This is a genomic window from Pseudophaeobacter sp. (genome assembly GCF_048267565.1).
Lineage (GTDB): Bacteria > Pseudomonadota > Alphaproteobacteria > Rhodobacterales > Rhodobacteraceae > Pseudophaeobacter > Pseudophaeobacter profundi.
This window is the reverse complement of sequence record NZ_JBLWXG010000003.1, coordinates 197,761-213,217: the sequence shown is the minus strand read 5'-3', so window position 1 is coordinate 213,217 and position 15,457 is coordinate 197,761. Positions and strand designations below refer to the sequence as shown.

Here is a 15,457-nt window from a genome sequence, read left to right as displayed (position 1 = left end):
GAGGCTGCTAGCCGAATGGCCAAGGCTTTTGCCATAGGGGTCATAGGCTTTTGACCTCACCGCAGCAGGCAGGCTGGCAGACCGGTTGCGCCGGAATGCGGGCTGTCCCCCAGAGCCTGAGGGCACGTAGCAGCGGGACGATTCTGCGCCGGGGCGGGCTGGCCTTGGGAAGATCCCTCAGGGGCACCTGGCTGTGCCGGGTCGCAGTCAACAAGGAGCGGGCGTAGATATCAGTCAGCATCTTGAAACCTCCTATGCTGGTGTTCTGTGTCTTCACTCTGGTCAAACGGCGCGTGACATGCGACTCAGGAAGAATGTAGTTATGTAAGTTGAGGTTACATATGGACTGGCTGTCGCTACCGCCACTCGCGGCCCTTCGGGCCTTTTGCGCCTATGCAGAGCATGGAAATATCGCAAAGGCCGGCATGGCCCTGAATGTCAGCCATGCTGCCATCAGCCAACAGCTGCGCAGCCTGGAGGATCACCTGGGCGCGCCGCTGTTGGATCGCAGCCATCGCAGCCTGGAACTGACACAAGAGGGCGCGCATCTGGCACAGGCATTGTTGCTGGGTTTTGGTGCGGTTCAATCGGCGGTGCAGGATATTAGCGCCCAGGGGGCCGCCCGCCCTTTGCATATCAGCTGCACCCCGATGTTTGCCGCCAATTGGCTGATGCCGCGCCTTGCCGAATTTCGCCTGAAACACCCCGAAATCGACCTGGTTCTCGACCCGCGTGGTGAACTGGTCGAATTGCAGCCTGGTGGCATTGATATTGCCCTGCGCTATGGCGCTGGCCACTGGCCAGGCCTGGAATGTGAACCGCTGCTGCCGACGCCCATGGTGGTGGTGGCCAATCCCAGCCTGTTGCAGGGGCGGCAGGTGCACTGCCCCGAGGATCTGCTTGATTATCCCTGGCTGGAAGAACTGGGCACCACCGAGTCGGATCTCTGGCTGCGTTCGCGCGGGGTGGCAAAGGCGGTTCGGGGGGCCAGCATCAAATTGCCGGGCAATCTGTTGATGCAGGCCGTTCGCGACGGCCAGGGCGTCGCGGTGGGGGTAAAAGCCTTTGTCGCAGAGGATTTGCAGGCGGGGCGGCTGGTGGAATTGTTCACTGAACATCAGGATCGGGGCTACCATATAGTAACCCGCCCCGGGGTGCAGCGGCGCCAGCTGCGCCTGTTCATTTCCTGGCTGCGGCGGCATAAAAATTCAGGCACAATCACCTAGGGCAAACACGGGCTGGCTATAAAGATGCCTGTCTGATGTGCTTTTTTGATCCACGTCAAAGAGCAGCCTCGCAAGATTTGAAAGAACCGCAACACAAGACACAAATTCAGTGGAGTGAGTCCGTGAGTGATTCCGATCCCGCCCCCAGCCTCTATGCCGCCAGAGAACCTATTTTTCCACGGCGCGTCTCTGGGGCTTTTCGCAATCTGAAGTGGTATATCTTGGTGATTACCCTGGGGATTTATTACATAACTCCTTGGATACGCTGGGATCGAGGCACGTCTTTGCCGGATCAGGCAGTGCTGCTGGATCTGGCCAACCGCCGCTTTTACTTCTTCTGGATCGAAATCTGGCCGCATGAATTCTACTTTGTCGCCGGGCTGCTGATCATGGCGGGGCTGGGGCTGTTCCTGTTCACCTCGGCGCTGGGGCGGGTCTGGTGCGGCTATGCCTGCCCGCAGACCGTCTGGACCGACCTTTTTATTCTGGTTGAACGTTGGATCGAAGGCGATCGCAACGCCCGCCTGCGGCTGCACCGGCAGAAAAAGATGGATCTGCGCAAGGCGCGTCTGCGGTTGACCAAATGGCTGTCCTGGCTGCTGATTGGTCTGGCAACGGGCGGTGCCTGGGTGTTCTATTTTGCCGATGCGCCCACGCTGTTTGTTGATCTGGTGACCGGTCAGGCGCATCCCATTGCCTATACCACCATGCTGGTTCTGACCGCGACGACCTTCTTCTTCGGGGGCATCGCCCGCGAACAGATCTGCATCTATGCCTGCCCCTGGCCGCGTATTCAGGCCGCGATGATGGACGAAGACACCCTGGTTGTAGGCTACCGTGACTGGCGTGGCGAACCACGTGGCAAGCTGCACAAGAACAAGGGCAAGGCCGAAATCGCAGAGCCGCCCCAGGGCGATTGCATCGACTGCATGGCCTGCGTCAATGTCTGCCCGGTGGGGATTGATATCCGCGATGGCCAGCAGCTGGAATGTATCACCTGTGCGCTCTGCATTGATGCCTGCGATGATGTGATGGAAAAGATTGGCAAGCCACGCGGGTTGATCGACTATATGGCGCTCTCGGATGAGGCGCATGAACGCGCAGGCCAGCCACCCAAGAACATCTGGAAACATATCCTGCGCCCGCGTACCATCATGTATACCGCGATGTGGGGTTTTGTGGGGCTGGCGCTGGTTTTTGCCCTGTTCATCCGCTCCGATATCGACCTGACCGTGGCGCCGGTGCGTAATCCCACCTTTGTCACCCTCTCGGATGGCTCGGTGCGCAACACCTACGATGTGCGCCTGCGCAACAAACATGGCGAACCACGGCCCTTTGAATTGTCGCTGAAAGGGGACCCAAGCATGCGGATCCAGCTGGAAGGCACGCCCTATGCTTCGGTTGAGGTTCCGGCGGATACCGCCTACCTTCAACGGGTCTATATCGTGACGCCCAAAGGCGCAGCGCCCACCAGCGCGCAGGCGACGCCGGTGCGGATCTGGGTCGAAGATCTGATCACCGGGGATCGGGCCTATAAGGACACCACCTTCAATGGCAAAGGAAACTGACCAGATGGCAAAAACGACACGAGAATTTACTGGTCGACATGCGCTGATGGTCTTTTGCGGTGCCTTTACGGTCATCATTGGGGTCAATCTGGCGCTGGCCTATAATGCGATCAATACCTTTCCGGGGCTGGAGGTGAAAAACTCCTATGTCGCCAGTCAGGAATTTGACGTGCGGCGCTCGGCGCAGCAATCCCTGGGCTGGTCGGTCTATGCCTCGGCACAAGAGGATCAGGTCATGCTGGAAATCACCGATGCCGAAGGGCAGCCGGTTGAGGTGGCAAAGCTTAGCGCGACGCTGGGGCGGGCCACCCATGTCAAGGACGACCAGAAACCCGATTTTCAGTTCAACGGCACCGCCTATGTCGCCCCGGCGGATCTGGGGCCGGGCAACTGGAACATTCGCATGGTGGCACGGGCCAAGAATGGTGTCGAATTCACCCAGCGGGTGATCCTGCATGTAAAGGGATAGGCTTGATATGACAGCTCAGATGCGCCCCGCGATGGCCGTATGCCCCGGCTGCGTCGCAGCCCCGTCAGAGGTGCCGGAACAGGCCCCAAGCGAGGCGCGCCTGGCGCTATCGCTGCCGACGATCCATTGTCAGGCCTGTATCTCGACGGTGGAACGGGGGCTGAATGCCCATCCGGGCATTCATTCCGCGCGGGTCAACCTGACGCTAAAGCGTGCCCTGATCGAGGCAGATCCAGATCTGCGCGCTGCCGATCTGATCCCGGTGCTGGAAGGCCTGGGATTTGAAGCGCATGAGCTGGATCTGGCCAGCCTTGCCGCCACCCAAAGCGACCGGGCCGGGCGGGATCTCTTGATGCGGCTGGCGGTTGCCGGCTTTGCCTCGATGAATGTGATGCTCCTGTCGATCTCGGTCTGGTCCGGGGCATCGGATGCAACCCGCGATATGTTCCACTGGATCTCGGCGGCGATTGCCTTTCCGGCGGTGATATTTGCTGGCAAACCCTTCTTTACCAATGCCTGGAGCGCCCTGCGGGTGGGGCGGCTCAATATGGATGTGCCGATTGTTCTGGCGCTGGCGCTGGCGCTGATCACCTCGCTGTGGGAGACCAGCCTGTCGGGCGAGCATGCCTATTTTGATGCGGCTCTGACGCTAACCTTCTTTTTGCTGGCGGGGCGCTATCTCGACTATCGCACCCGCGCGGTGGCGCGATCCGCAGCAGAGGAACTGGCGGCGTTAGAGGTGCCGCGCGCCCTGCGTATGCAGGATGGTGTGCCGGTCGAAGTGCCAGTGGCGGATCTGGCCCTGAATGATCTGATTCTGGTGCGCCCTGGTGGGCGGATGCCGGTGGATGGCTGCATCACCGAGGGCCAGTCCGAGCTGGACCGCTCTTTGCTGACGGGCGAGACGCTGCCGGTCTTTGTTGAACCGGGGGCGCAGGTTTCTGCCGGTGAGGTAAATCTGACCGGGCCGCTGGTGGTTCGGGCCGAAGCGGTGGGCGAGGACACCTCGCTGCACCGGATGGCGGATCTTGTCGCCATCGCTGAATCTGGGCGCTCGCGCTATACATCCTTGGCGGATCGGGCGGCAAAACTTTATGCGCCGGGGGTGCATATTCTGTCAGCCTTGGCCTTTGTAGGTTGGTATCTGTACACATTCGATCTGCGCATGGCGCTGAATATTGCCGCCGCCGTCTTGATTATCACCTGTCCCTGTGCGCTGGGGCTGGCGGTGCCGGCGGTGACCACGGCTGCCTCGGGACGGCTGTTCAAACGCGGCATGTTGATCAAGGATTCCACCGCGCTGGAACGGCTGGCCGAGGTCGATACCGTTGTTTTTGACAAGACGGGCACCCTGACAGCAGGCACACCGCAGTTGGAAAACCTGGATGATTTTTCGCATGCCGATCTGGCCTTGGCGCTGGCCCTGGCGCAGGGGTCGGCCCATCCCCTGTCGCAGGCCCTTACCGGGGCGGCACAGGCAGTCGGCGTCGATCCGGCCGCGATCAGTGCCCTGCAAGAGCATCCCGGCTATGGTACCGAAGGCCTGTTTCAGGGGCGCCAGGTACGCCTTGGCCGTGCCGGCTGGCTCGGAGCAGAGCAGGGCGGGCAGACGGCGGCTTGGCTGGACAGGGGGGATGGCACGGCTCCGCGTGCTTTTCTGTTTCACGATGCGCTGCGCCCCGGCGCTGCGCAGGCGGTGGCACAGTTGCAGGCGGCAGGCAAAGAGGTGCTGCTGATGTCTGGCGATACCAACGCCGCAGTGGCGGATCTGGCCACCCGTCTCGGGATCAAGACCTGGCAGGGAGAGGCTTTGCCCAAGGATAAGGCAACGCGAATCCAGGCGCTGTCTGATCAAGGGCATCGGGTTTTGATGGTAGGGGATGGGCTGAATGACACGGCGGCGCTGACGGCGGCACATGTGTCGATCTCGCCGGCCTCTGCGCTGGATGCGGCGCGGGTGGCATCGGATATCGTGTTGCTGGGGCAAGATCTTGAACCCATTGCCGAGGCCTGCGTTCTGGCCCGTAAGGCAACAAGACGCATCCGCGAAAACTTTCGCATTGCAACCCTTTACAACGTGGTGGCGGTGCCGCTTGCCATCGCCGGTTTTGCAACGCCCTTGATCGCGGCGCTGGCGATGTCTACCTCTTCCATTACCGTATCCTTGAATGCCCTGCGCCTGAAATAGGGCGGCAGGGCCTGACCGACAGGACCAGACCATGAGCGTTCTTGCCTATCTTATCCCCATATCCCTGCTGCTGGGTGGCGGCGCTTTGGTGGCCTTTATCTATACGGTGCGATCCAATCAGTATGATGATCCGGAAGGCGATTCACGCCGCATCCTAAGTGAAGAATGGGATGATCACCCCAAGCCCTGATGACGACCAACCGGAATGGAACTGGCCTGGGCCAGGAAACACAAAAGGCTCCTTTGTTGAAAAGGAGCCTTTGTTCTTGTGCGTCACGGGCAAAGCCCCGGCGGCGGTGGTATTTCCATGCGCCGGGCGGCTAGGACGATGGGCCTAGGGTGTCGCAGCTGATGTTGCGGGCGCGTAGGCGGCGGCAGGCCAGTTCGGCGCCTTCTTTGCTCATCCCCAGGAAATTGGCGTCAAAGCCAAGGCGCGACTGGGCCACCTTGCGCAGGGTACCATCGAGGGTCTCCATTTCCGACAGGGCGGTGCGCAGCAGCACTTTTTCCGCCTGATAGCGGCTGGTGTAGCGCCCGACATTGATCCCCCAATAGCGTCCGCCAGAGGTGGACAGGCGGGTAATCACGATGGGTTCAGCCGCCGCCGCACTGGCAGATTCTGCGCGGGCCAGCTGGGTTGGGCGGGCCATTGGCCGCAACCCGGTATAGGGGCGCACCTGCACGGCGGGTGCCGCAGCCGGTGTCTCAGCCTGTTCCCCGACCTGCGCGATGGCCAGTGTTGTGGTCGCTTCGCCATCGGCGGAGGGGGCCGATCCTGTTGCGGCGGGCAGAACCTCGGCTTCGGCCATCGCGGCCGAGATGCTGGCCTGCAGCACTGCGGGGTCCAGCGCGATTGTGTCCTCTGCTGCGGTTTCCACCTCGTTTGCGGTTTCCGCACTGGCGACCAAGACTGGTGCTTCGTCTTCTACGACACTTGCGGGGCGGCCCTGGGGACGCAGGCTAGTGGAAACCAGGCCATTGACGCGCACGGTTTTGCCTGCCGTGCCATTGCTGGCCACCTGGGTAGAGACATCCAGGCCCCTATTGCCCACATAGGCCGGCAGGGCAGGGGCGCGTACACGGGCCCGCGATGGGGCACGGCGAAAGCCCAGGTCCAGCAGTTCGGCGATCTTGGCATTGCGCGAGGTAGAGGATTTGCCACCAAAGACGGTCGCAATGACGCGTTCATTGCCCCGTTTGGCCGAAGCCACAAGGTTGGAGCCGGCCGCGCGGGTATAGCCGGTCTTGATCCCATCCGCCCCCCGGTAAGAGGCGAGCAGGCGGCGGTTGGTATTGGGTACAGTCCGCACCCCGGCATCCGCTGTCTTGCGCGAGAACAGGTTATAATATTCGGGATAGTCGTACAGAATGTGGCGGCCCATGGTGGTCATGTCGCGGGCGGTGGACATATGGCCAGATTCAGTCAGCCCATGGGCGTTTTTGAAGGTGGTGCGCGACATGCCTAGCGCCTTGGCGGTGCGGGTCATGCGCCGGGCAAACGCCGCCTCCGAGCCAGAAATTGCCTCGCCGATTGCGGTGGCGGCGTCATTGGCGGATTTCACGGCAGCCGCACGGATCAGATACCGAAAGGCGATGCGCTGGCCGGATTTCAGCCCCAGCTTGGAGGGGGGTTCAGCGGCGGCATTGCGGCTGATGAGGACTTTTTGATCCAGAGAGATTTCACCATTCCGCACGGCTTCAAAGGCAATGTACAGCGTCATCATCTTGGTCAGGGAGGCGGGGTGCAGGCGGGTGTCGGCGTTGCGCGAATGCAAGACCTCGCCGGTCCGGGCATCCACAACCATGGCGGCGTAGGGTGCTGCCTGTGTCGGGGTCGGGGGCAGCAGAACCACCCCAAATGTGAGAAAAACACTCACGATCCACAGCACAAACCGGGCGTGTACCCGCTGTCCGCGAATCAGGTGAGCACACCTGATCTGCTCAAAAACTGCCATTTTTTTGCCTCTATGCCGCCGGTTTTCCGGCTGACGATTTTGCCTGCTATCCATAAACGCTAGCATATTGTGCGGTTGAAATAAACCGTAGTGATCAGCCAGGCAGCGCCCGGTTTCGCTACATGTAGTAAGGCCGGGAGGTGGCGCTTCTAGATCGGCGTTGTCTTAATAAAGTGTGAATAAAATTCCGGCTATCTGAGGTGGTTTATTGGCGGACGCAGGGGCAATTTTTAACAAGCTGGTGCCGATTGGCCACGCATTTTGCCCCTCTCCGGTATCGATTCGCCCAAGCTGCGGCGGTATCGGTCATGTATAGCAGGCTGTTCCAGCCATAGCGCATGCAGTGCGGATGGGGCGGGGTTATGCCGTCAAGCGGCGGGTCACGTAAAACGGGGTGGAATACTGTAGCCCGAGCGAAAATTCGCAAGGCCGTGGCAGCATTGCGCCGATTTCCTGGTTCAGCTGGCTTAGCAGTGCGTTTGAAAAGTCGGTGTCGCGGTGCGCTTTGACCAGCAGGGTCACGCTGATGGTGACATGGCTATGATGGTATTGCGCGATGGGATAGGCGCGGCCCTTGCATAGCCCGGCACCGGCATCATGGTTCTGGATGATCGTCTCGATCCGGGCCAGAATGGCGGCGCTGTCGATCTTCAGATCGTCAGAATATTTGAGCTCGGCATGGGGCATTGGGCCTGTCCTGTCTGATGGGGTTTTGTGTCGGATGATGGGGCGGTGCAATTGGGTGTGCCCGCCAGCGCATCGGGGTGTCGCGCTCAGATGGCATTGATCCTGGCAACCAGGTCTGGCAGCTGGCCCAGGTGTTCTATCGTGTGGTAGCGGGGGCTGTCGCTGGGGGGCTCGGCGTGCTCCACCTCCCAGATCTGGCCATGCGGGACATAGATGCCCCAGCCGCCCGCCGTGATCGGCGGGACCACATCCGAGCGCATGGAATTGCCCACCATCATGGCGCGCTCTGGCCCCTCGGCGTGGCGGGTAAAGATCTCATGGTAGATTTGCGGCGTTTTCTCAGAGACAATTTCGACCGCGTCAAACAGATCGCCCAGGCCAGACTGGGCCAGCTTGCGCTCTTGATCCAGCAGATCGCCCTTGGTGATCAGGATCAACCGGTGGTGATCGGCCAGCTGTTCGACAGCGGCGCGGGCATGGGGCAGCAGCTCGATCGGATAAGTCAGCATCATCTGCCCCGCCACGATCAGCTCCTGGATCACCGCAGCAGGAACCCTCTGGTTGGTCACCTCGATGGCGGTTTCGATCATCGACAGGGTGAAGCCTTTGACGCCGTAGCCATAGCGCCCGAGGTTGCGCTTTTCTGCGGCAAGCAGGCGGCGTTCCAGCCCGGTGCGATCCAGCGACGCCGGGGTGTGATCAAGCAAAAGCGCGGCAAAGCGGTCCTGGGTGACGCGGAAAAACCGCTCGTTGTGCCAAAGGGTATCGTCGGCATCAAAACCAATGGTTGTCAAATTGCATGTCACAGTGCTGCGTCAATCCCTTTTCCTAGGCTGTCTTTACGCTATATAAGCAGGGAATAGAATTCCACTCATGACTGGAACCAAAAGCCGATGCCGTTGCTGCCTGTTAGGATGTCCAAATTTTCGGATGACGATGAGACCGATCTTGGCCTGCTGACCAAGACGCGTCCCAAGACCCAGCGCCCGCCGCGCTATAAGGTGCTGTTGCTGAATGACGATTACACGCCGATGGAATTTGTTGTGCTGGTGCTCGAACGGTTTTTTGGCATGACACACGCGCAATCCTTCGAGATCATGCTGACCGTGCATAAAAAGGGGCTTGCAGTGGTGGGGGTCTTTACCCATGAAATCGCCGAGACCAAGGTTGGTCAGGTGATGGATTTTGCCAGCCGTCATCAGCATCCGCTGCAATGCACGATGGAAAAAGAAGAATAAAATCAAACTGAAAGAGGCACCTGTTATGTCCCTGCGCCTGTCCCTTGCCCTTGAGACGGGTGGCTGCGCCGTGCCCGATGAGGGCCGCATCGCCGTCTTTTCTCCGCATGCTGATCTGGATCTGTCAGCCCTGCCAAAGGAGCGGGTGCTGATCCTGCATCCAAGACGCCCTGAATATGAAAGCCATGAGGCCGCCGGTTTTACCTGCCTGCCTGGACTGGCCGATCTGCCAGAGGCCGAGCGCTTTGCCGCTGCGGTGGTTTTTCTGCCCCGTGCCAAGGCCGAGGCCCGTCTTCTGGTGGCCCAGGCCGCGGCTGTGACCACAGGCCCGGTTCTGGTGGATGGAGCCAAGACGGATGGTATCGATTCGATTCTGAAAAACCTGCGTAAACTCACCGAGACCTCGGCGCCGATATCAAAGGCGCATGGCAAAATCTTCTGGTTCCAGGGCGGCAACAACGCCTTGGCAGACTGGAGCTGTGAAGCTGTGGCAGAGGTCGCAGGTTTCACCACTGCGCCGGGGGTATTTTCTGCCGATGGCATTGATCCGGCTTCGGCGCTGCTGGCAGAGTGCCTGCCGCAAAAGCTGGGGCGCTCAGTTGTCGATCTTGGGGCTGGCTGGGGCTATCTGTCAGCGCAAATTCTGGCCCGCACCGGGGTCGAGCAGCTGCAACTTGTCGAGGCCGATTATACGGCCCTGGGCTGTGCCCGGCAGAATATCAGCGATAGCCGCGCCCAGTTCCACTGGGCGGATGCCCGCAAGTGGAAAGCGGCAGAAGCGGTGAACACCGTGGTGATGAACCCTCCGTTCCATAGCGGACGCAGCGCCGAGCCAGAATTGGGTCAGGCCTTTATTGCGGCGGCGGCGGATATGCTGGTGGCTTCGGGGCATCTGTGGATGGTGGCGAACCGGCACCTGCCCTATGAAACCGTTCTTGAGGCCCGGTTCGCAGCGGTCAGCGAAGTGGCTGGCAATACCCGGTTCAAGGTGCTGCACGCGCAGCGCCCGCGCCGGATCAAGGCCTAGGCCGCGCCGCCGCGCGCGGTTTTGCCCGCGCGGCCAGTTTCAGATAGATCCACGTTGCGGCCAACACTTCTCCGTTTCCAAACCGGGCATCGGGGGCTAGGCTCGCAACCAAAATCAAACCCAGGGAGTATGCCGCGCATGTCCTTTTCCATTTCCGGCAAGACAGCCATCGTTACGGGGGCCTCGACCGGTATTGGCCTGGCCATTGGCCGCCAGTTTGTTGCAGCCGGCGCCAATGTGATGTTCGCCGACACCAACGAGGCCGCACTGGTGAGCGAACTCGGCGCCAAGGTTGAGGATAGCAATATCCGCTATTTCGCGGGGGATCTGCGTGAACGGCTGACCATTGCCAACCTGCTTTCGGCCACTATCGATGCCTTTGATGACGTCGATATCCTGGTCAATGGTGCCCGCCAGGTGGTGCAAAGTGATCCGCTGGACCCCGAGGATGACTCGCTGGAGCTCTTGCTTACAGAGAACCTGTTGCCGACCCTGCGCCTGTCGCAGCAGGTGGCGCGGCGGATGATCAAACAGGGCGAAGAGCGGGATGATCTTGGTCCCCTGGGCGCGATCATCAACCTGTCGTCCATTGCGGCCCGGCGTACCCACCCCGAACTGCTGGCCTATTCTGTGGCCTCGGCGGCGCTGGATCAACTGACCCGCTCGCTCTCGGTGTCTTTGGCACCGCACCGGATCCGGGTGAATTCCATCGCCTTTGGCTCAGTCATGAGCGCCTCTATGCAGTCGACGCTGAAGGACAACCGCGATTATCGGGCAGATATCGAAGAGCACACGCCGCTCTGTCGCATTGCCTCTCCGACCGAATTGACCGAAGCGGCGCAGTTTCTCGCCTCAGAGGCTTCGGGCTTTATGACCGGACAGATCATGACGCTGGATGGCGGTCGCACCCTGCTGGACCCGGTCGCAGCACCAGTTCATTAATTTGCCAGACGACGTCACATTCCTGATCTGGGCTTAAACTTGCCCAGTTGTCCGTATCGCAGAAAGATCCCATGATGCCCGCCGAAACTCTGACCCACGCCGAGATGACCCAGGAAAAGGCCCAGGCCGCCGCCTGGTTCCGACAGTTGCGTGACGAGATCACCGCAGCCTTTGAAGGGCTGGAAGACAGCCATACCCAGGGGCCCTTTGCCGAACTGGAGCCGGGCCGCTTCGAGGTTAGCGAAACACGCCGCGCCGCCGCCGATGGCTCCGATGCGGGCGGCGGTTTGATGAGCGTGATGCGCGGTGGCCGGGTGTTTGAAAAGGTCGGCGTCAATATTTCCGAAGTTTATGGCACCCTGGGCGAGAAGGCGCAAAACGCCATGGCCGCGCGCAAGGGGCTGCCGGGAATGAAAGAGGATCCGCGTTTCTGGGCCTCGGGAATTTCCCTGGTGGCGCATATGCGCAACCCCCATGCGCCTGCGGTTCATATGAACACTCGGATGTTCTGGACGCCGCACGCCTGGTGGTTTGGCGGTGGCTCTGACCTGAATCCATGCCTGGAATACGCCGAGGATACGGCGCATTTTCATGCCACCCAGCAGAAATACCTCGATCCGCATGGGACGGATATCTACCCGCGTCTAAAGGAATGGGCGGATGAATATTTCTACATCCCGCATCGCAACCGGGCGCGGGGCGTTGGCGGTATTTTCATGGATGACCACAATACTGGCGATTGGGCGGCGGATTTTGCCCTGACCCAGGACATTGGTCGCGCCTTTCTACCGGCCTATCTGCCGCTGGTGGAAAAACGCCGCAGCCAGCCATTTGAAGCGACCGACAAGGACGCGCAGCTGGTGCATCGCGGGCTTTATGCCGAATACAACCTCGTCTATGACCGCGGCACCAAATTTGGTCTCGAAACTGGCCATGATGCCAATGCGGTCCTGATGAGCCTGCCGCCAATGGCAAAATGGGTCTGACCTAGGCACGGATCCTGCGGGAAAGCGCCCAAAAGCCTTTGCTGACGGTTTCGCCCTATGCAAGGCAGTGTCTTCGATAGAGATTAACAGAACCAGTGCCACCTGCGCTGGTTCTTTTGATTTTAGTCATTGGGTTTTTGCATGCATAGCAAGGTATTGAGCATTCTGTTGATGGTGGCACTGGCCAGTTGCGGTCAAAAGGCACCGCCGCCGCCTGACAGTGCAACAGCCCAGTCCGCGCCCTCGCAGCGCCCGACCCAGGCGCAGCTGTCGCAGCTGATCCGCTATCCGCGTTTTGACGATACCGACCCGCATGAATGGCAGGGGCGGGGGCCGCGCAGCTATCCGATCCACGGTATTGATGTCTCGCGCTATCAGGGGGATATCGACTGGGGACAGGTCCGCGGCTCTGGCGTGTCCTTTGCCTATGTCAAGGCGACCGAAGGCGGCGATGTGGCTGACCCTGCCTTTGTCGGGAACTGGCGTGGCGCCGCGCGCGCCGGGGTGCCGCGCGGGGCCTATCATTATTACTATTTCTGCCGCAGCGCAGCAGAGCAGGCCCGCTGGTTCATCAAACATGTGCCGCGCGATGCCAATGCGCTGCCGCCGGTGCTGGATATGGAATGGAACCCGCGTTCGCGTACCTGCACAAAACGCCCCGATGGCCGACTGGTGCGGGCCGAGGCGCGCAAATTTCTCGCCCTGCTAGAGGCGCATTACGGCCAACGTCCGGTGGTCTACACCACGGTGGATTTCTTTGCCGAGACCGGTATTGGCCGCCTCCGCGATACCGAGTTCTGGCTGCGTTCTGTCGCAGGCCATCCGCGTCAGATCTATCCCGGAGCCCATTGGCGATTCTGGCAATATACCGGCACCGGGGTGGTGCCGGGGATCAAGGGAAATGTGGATCTGAATGTGTTTCACGACAGCCCCGAAACCTGGCTGCGCTGGTCCGGGCAGCTTTAGGCGGGGCGGTGGGCATGGTGCGCAGCGGGGCGCGGGTTTCAGCCGCGTTTCCAACCTGCCTCGGCCAAGGCCTGTCCATAGCCGGACGCAATCCGCATATCCGGGCCTATTCCCTTGTTCAGCAGGGCCTTGTGCATGTTTTTCAACTGCCAGCAAGGCACATGCATGACCATGTGGTGCTCTAGATGGTAGTTGACCCAATAGGGCGCCACAAATAGCCGCGCGATCGGGCCGGCCTTGGTGGTGCGCACATTCTGCAGCGGATTGTCGGATTGCTCGGTGGCGCCGTGTTCCGCAATATTGCGCACCCGCAGCACAAACTGAAACCAGGTCAGATAGGGCAGCACCCAAAAGGCCAGCCCCCACCACCAGTCGCCAACCAGGCTCATGCCCAGTGCGACGCCGATAAACACTGGCAGGGCGTGCCACAGATGTGATGCCTTGAAGCTCTGGGCAAAATCAGAGGCCGCAGCCTCCATTGCGTCGTCATCCCCGGCAAGCCGAATACTCATGAGGATCTGGCCGATCAGCTGCTTGGTTCCGGTCTGCCCGGTCAGATCACGGGTGAATTTTCGCTGCAACGATGCCTTTGTGGTGGGGAATTTGGAGCTGAGCACCAGATCGGGGTCTTTTTCGGACTGGGTAAAACGATGATGCGTCAGGTGATAGTGGCGATAGGCGGCCAGCTCGGCCAGAATGGGCCGCCCACAGAGCCATTCGCCTATGCGATCATTCCATCTGCGGTTTTTGAAAAGCGCGTTATGGGCTGCCTCATGCATCAGGATCGCCAGGCCCAACTGGCGTGAGCCGATAATCATGATTGTCAGCACAAAGGTCAGCGGATTGGGCCAGAGCGCAAACAGGGTCAATGCGCAGGCAATTGTCCCCCAGCAGTGCAGCACCAGCCAGGCCCCCATGGCATTCGACCTTGCCGCCAGGGGGCGGATTTCTTCCGTACTGAGATAGGATTTTCCGGGTGTCATTTTGCGCTCCTCCTGTGACAGAGGGTCGCCTGCATTGGCGCGGCGGTCAAACAGGGCGTGGCGTCATACCCTTGGGTATGTCGTGCGATCCGGGCCGGGCCATTTGCTGATGGGGCTATTGGCGCCAGCCAAAAAAGCCCGCTCCGGCAGAGGCCAGCAATTTTTCCGCCATCTCGCGTCCCAGATCGGGGCCATCTGCAATGGTGCAGGTCTGGTCGTCAGAAATGGATTCGGATCCATCCGGGCGCAGCACTTCGCCGCGCAGCCGCAGGGTTGTGCCATCCAGTTCTGCCAGCCCCGCAATGGGGGTTTCGCAGGATCCATCCAGCGCCGCCAGAAAGGCCCGCTCTGCCGCCAGCCGCTGGCCGGTGGTCTTGTCATGGATCGCTTCCAGCATCATTGCCACGCGGGTGTCATCGCCGCGGCGTTCAATGCCAATCGCCCCCTGGGCAATCGCAGGCAGCATATCCGTGGTCTCGATTGCGCTGGCCGGTACCTCGGTCATGGCCAGCCGATTCAGTCCCGCCATCGCCAGGAAGGTGCAGTCTGCAACGCCAGCGTGCAGCTTTTTCAGCCGGGTCTGCACATTGCCGCGAAACTCCACCACTTGCAGATCGGGGCGACGGTTCATCAACTGGGCGCGGCGGCGCAGCGAAGAGGTGCCAACCACGGCCCCCGCCGCCAGATCCTGCAGGCGCGACACCCGCGGCGAGACAAAGGCATCCCGCACGTCTTCGCGCGGCAAGTAGCAATCCAGCACCAATCCCGCAGGCTGGGCCACTGGCATGTCCTTCATCGAATGCACCGCAATGTCGATGCCCCCTGACAAAAGACCCTCTTCGATCTCCTTGGTGAACAACCCTTTGCCCCCCAGCTCTTTCAGGGGCTTATCCGCTGCGATCAGCGCCTGATTGTCACCGGTGGTCTTGATCACCACAATTTCGAAGGCCTCTGACGGCAGATCAAAGGCGGCCGCCAGACGGCGGCGTGTCTCGTGGGCCTGGGCCAGCGCCAGCGGTGATCCACGGGTGCCGATTTTCAGCGGAGAAGCGGGGGAGGGCAGGTTCTGTGTCATGCACAAACCACTAGTGCATTTTCCGCATAAGGGGAAAGCGGTTTTGCGCCAGATACGGCTCAATTTACCAGGCCAGCGGCGATTTGCCGTTGCAGCTGTGGCGCGGCTGCCCTTGACAATTCGCTGCTTTGGGTCGACCTGATGGGG

15 protein-coding genes are annotated in these 15,457 nt (G+C 60.7%); 10 read left to right on the top strand and 5 right to left on the bottom strand.

The window, feature by feature from the left end:
- Positions 1-341: 341 nt before the first annotated feature.
- The 5 genes from ACN0VH_RS09585 (at position 342) to ccoS (ending at position 5,641) form a co-directional block, all read left to right on the top strand.
- Entirely contained in the window at positions 342-1,226 is an 885-nt protein-coding gene (locus ACN0VH_RS09585; RefSeq protein ID WP_278923333.1) for a LysR family transcriptional regulator, read from the top strand.
- Between the two features lie 122 nt (positions 1,227-1,348).
- On the top strand, positions 1,349-2,794 hold the full coding sequence (gene ccoG / locus ACN0VH_RS09580) for a cytochrome c oxidase accessory protein CcoG (protein ID WP_417700496.1): 1,446 nt from the start codon (positions 1,349-1,351) through the stop codon (positions 2,792-2,794).
- Between the two features lie 4 nt (positions 2,795-2,798).
- On the top strand, positions 2,799-3,263 hold the full coding sequence (locus ACN0VH_RS09575) for a FixH family protein (RefSeq protein ID WP_278923360.1): 465 nt from the start codon (positions 2,799-2,801) through the stop codon (positions 3,261-3,263).
- 7 nt (positions 3,264-3,270) lie between these two features.
- On the top strand, positions 3,271-5,451 hold the full coding sequence (locus ACN0VH_RS09570) for a heavy metal translocating P-type ATPase (RefSeq protein WP_278923331.1): 2,181 nt from the start codon (positions 3,271-3,273) through the stop codon (positions 5,449-5,451).
- A gap of 31 nt (positions 5,452-5,482) precedes the next feature.
- Positions 5,483-5,641 (top strand): cbb3-type cytochrome oxidase assembly protein CcoS, encoded by a 159-nt coding sequence (ccoS, locus tag ACN0VH_RS09565; protein ID WP_232403010.1) that lies wholly within the window; start codon positions 5,483-5,485, stop codon positions 5,639-5,641.
- 130 nt (positions 5,642-5,771) lie between these two features.
- Here the strand turns inward: ccoS and ACN0VH_RS09560 are convergent, their stop codons facing one another.
- From ACN0VH_RS09560 to ACN0VH_RS09550, 3 genes are all read right to left on the bottom strand, one after another.
- On the bottom strand, positions 5,772-7,406 hold the full coding sequence (locus tag ACN0VH_RS09560) for a D-alanyl-D-alanine carboxypeptidase family protein (RefSeq protein WP_278923330.1): 1,635 nt from the start codon (positions 7,404-7,406) through the stop codon (positions 5,772-5,774).
- A gap of 360 nt (positions 7,407-7,766) precedes the next feature.
- Positions 7,767-8,093 carry a hypothetical protein gene (locus ACN0VH_RS09555; RefSeq protein WP_278923329.1) on the bottom strand — a complete coding sequence of 109 codons (327 nt, stop codon included), beginning with the start codon at positions 8,091-8,093 and terminating at the stop codon, positions 7,767-7,769.
- A gap of 86 nt (positions 8,094-8,179) precedes the next feature.
- The gene (locus tag ACN0VH_RS09550; RefSeq protein WP_417700493.1) at positions 8,180-8,899 is read right to left on the bottom strand and encodes an HAD family hydrolase; all 720 of its coding nucleotides are present in this window, start codon (positions 8,897-8,899) and stop codon (positions 8,180-8,182) included.
- A 108-nt stretch (positions 8,900-9,007) separates the two neighbouring features.
- On the opposite strand from ACN0VH_RS09550, the gene clpS reads away from it, so the two are divergent.
- The 5 genes from clpS (at position 9,008) to ACN0VH_RS09525 (ending at position 13,252) form a co-directional block, all read left to right on the top strand.
- The gene (clpS, locus tag ACN0VH_RS09545) at positions 9,008-9,331 is read left to right on the top strand and encodes an ATP-dependent Clp protease adapter ClpS (RefSeq protein ID WP_408635993.1); all 324 of its coding nucleotides are present in this window, start codon (positions 9,008-9,010) and stop codon (positions 9,329-9,331) included.
- 25 nt (positions 9,332-9,356) lie between these two features.
- Positions 9,357-10,358 carry a class I SAM-dependent methyltransferase gene (locus ACN0VH_RS09540; RefSeq protein WP_278923327.1) on the top strand — a complete coding sequence of 334 codons (1,002 nt, stop codon included), beginning with the start codon at positions 9,357-9,359 and terminating at the stop codon, positions 10,356-10,358.
- Positions 10,359-10,496: 138 nt separating this feature from the next.
- The gene (locus ACN0VH_RS09535; protein WP_278923326.1) at positions 10,497-11,300 is read left to right on the top strand and encodes an SDR family NAD(P)-dependent oxidoreductase; all 804 of its coding nucleotides are present in this window, start codon (positions 10,497-10,499) and stop codon (positions 11,298-11,300) included.
- A 74-nt stretch (positions 11,301-11,374) separates the two neighbouring features.
- The gene (gene hemF / locus ACN0VH_RS09530) at positions 11,375-12,286 is read left to right on the top strand and encodes an oxygen-dependent coproporphyrinogen oxidase (protein WP_417700491.1); all 912 of its coding nucleotides are present in this window, start codon (positions 11,375-11,377) and stop codon (positions 12,284-12,286) included.
- A 141-nt stretch (positions 12,287-12,427) separates the two neighbouring features.
- Complete coding sequence (locus tag ACN0VH_RS09525) at positions 12,428-13,252, top strand: GH25 family lysozyme (RefSeq protein ID WP_417700489.1); 825 nt, start codon at positions 12,428-12,430, stop codon at positions 13,250-13,252.
- 38 nt (positions 13,253-13,290) lie between these two features.
- Here ACN0VH_RS09525 and ACN0VH_RS09520 read toward each other — a convergent pair whose 3' ends face one another.
- Together ACN0VH_RS09520 and hemC are read right to left on the bottom strand one after the other, a co-directional pair.
- Positions 13,291-14,235, bottom strand: a complete 945-nt coding sequence (locus ACN0VH_RS09520) for a fatty acid desaturase family protein (RefSeq protein WP_417700488.1) — start codon at positions 14,233-14,235, stop codon at positions 13,291-13,293.
- 115 nt (positions 14,236-14,350) lie between these two features.
- A complete protein-coding gene (hemC, locus tag ACN0VH_RS09515) occupies positions 14,351-15,310 on the bottom strand; it encodes a hydroxymethylbilane synthase (protein WP_417700486.1) in 960 nt (319 codons plus the stop codon).
- Positions 15,311-15,457: the final 147 nt, after the last annotated feature.

What these genes read in the sequence shown, in the direction of transcription:
- clpS (WP_408635993.1), top strand. Translation starts at nt 9,008, where the DNA reads ATGTCCAAATTTTCGGATGACGATGAGACCGATCTTGGCCTGCTGACC.
- hemC (WP_417700486.1), bottom strand. Translation starts at nt 15,310, where the DNA reads ATGACACAGAACCTGCCCTCCCCCGCTTCTCCGCTGAAAATCGGCACC.
- hemF (WP_417700491.1), top strand. Translation starts at nt 11,375, where the DNA reads ATGCCCGCCGAAACTCTGACCCACGCCGAGATGACCCAGGAAAAGGCC.
- ACN0VH_RS09535 (WP_278923326.1), top strand. Translation starts at nt 10,497, where the DNA reads ATGTCCTTTTCCATTTCCGGCAAGACAGCCATCGTTACGGGGGCCTCG.
- ACN0VH_RS09520 (WP_417700488.1), bottom strand. Translation starts at nt 14,235, where the DNA reads ATGACACCCGGAAAATCCTATCTCAGTACGGAAGAAATCCGCCCCCTG.
- ACN0VH_RS09555 (WP_278923329.1), bottom strand. Translation starts at nt 8,093, where the DNA reads ATGCCCCATGCCGAGCTCAAATATTCTGACGATCTGAAGATCGACAGC.
- ACN0VH_RS09540 (WP_278923327.1), top strand. Translation starts at nt 9,357, where the DNA reads ATGTCCCTGCGCCTGTCCCTTGCCCTTGAGACGGGTGGCTGCGCCGTG.
- ccoS (WP_232403010.1), top strand. Translation starts at nt 5,483, where the DNA reads ATGAGCGTTCTTGCCTATCTTATCCCCATATCCCTGCTGCTGGGTGGC.
- ACN0VH_RS09575 (WP_278923360.1), top strand. Translation starts at nt 2,799, where the DNA reads ATGGCAAAAACGACACGAGAATTTACTGGTCGACATGCGCTGATGGTC.
- ACN0VH_RS09585 (WP_278923333.1), top strand. Translation starts at nt 342, where the DNA reads ATGGACTGGCTGTCGCTACCGCCACTCGCGGCCCTTCGGGCCTTTTGC.
- ACN0VH_RS09560 (WP_278923330.1), bottom strand. Translation starts at nt 7,406, where the DNA reads ATGGCAGTTTTTGAGCAGATCAGGTGTGCTCACCTGATTCGCGGACAG.
- ACN0VH_RS09525 (WP_417700489.1), top strand. Translation starts at nt 12,428, where the DNA reads ATGCATAGCAAGGTATTGAGCATTCTGTTGATGGTGGCACTGGCCAGT.
- ACN0VH_RS09570 (WP_278923331.1), top strand. Translation starts at nt 3,271, where the DNA reads ATGACAGCTCAGATGCGCCCCGCGATGGCCGTATGCCCCGGCTGCGTC.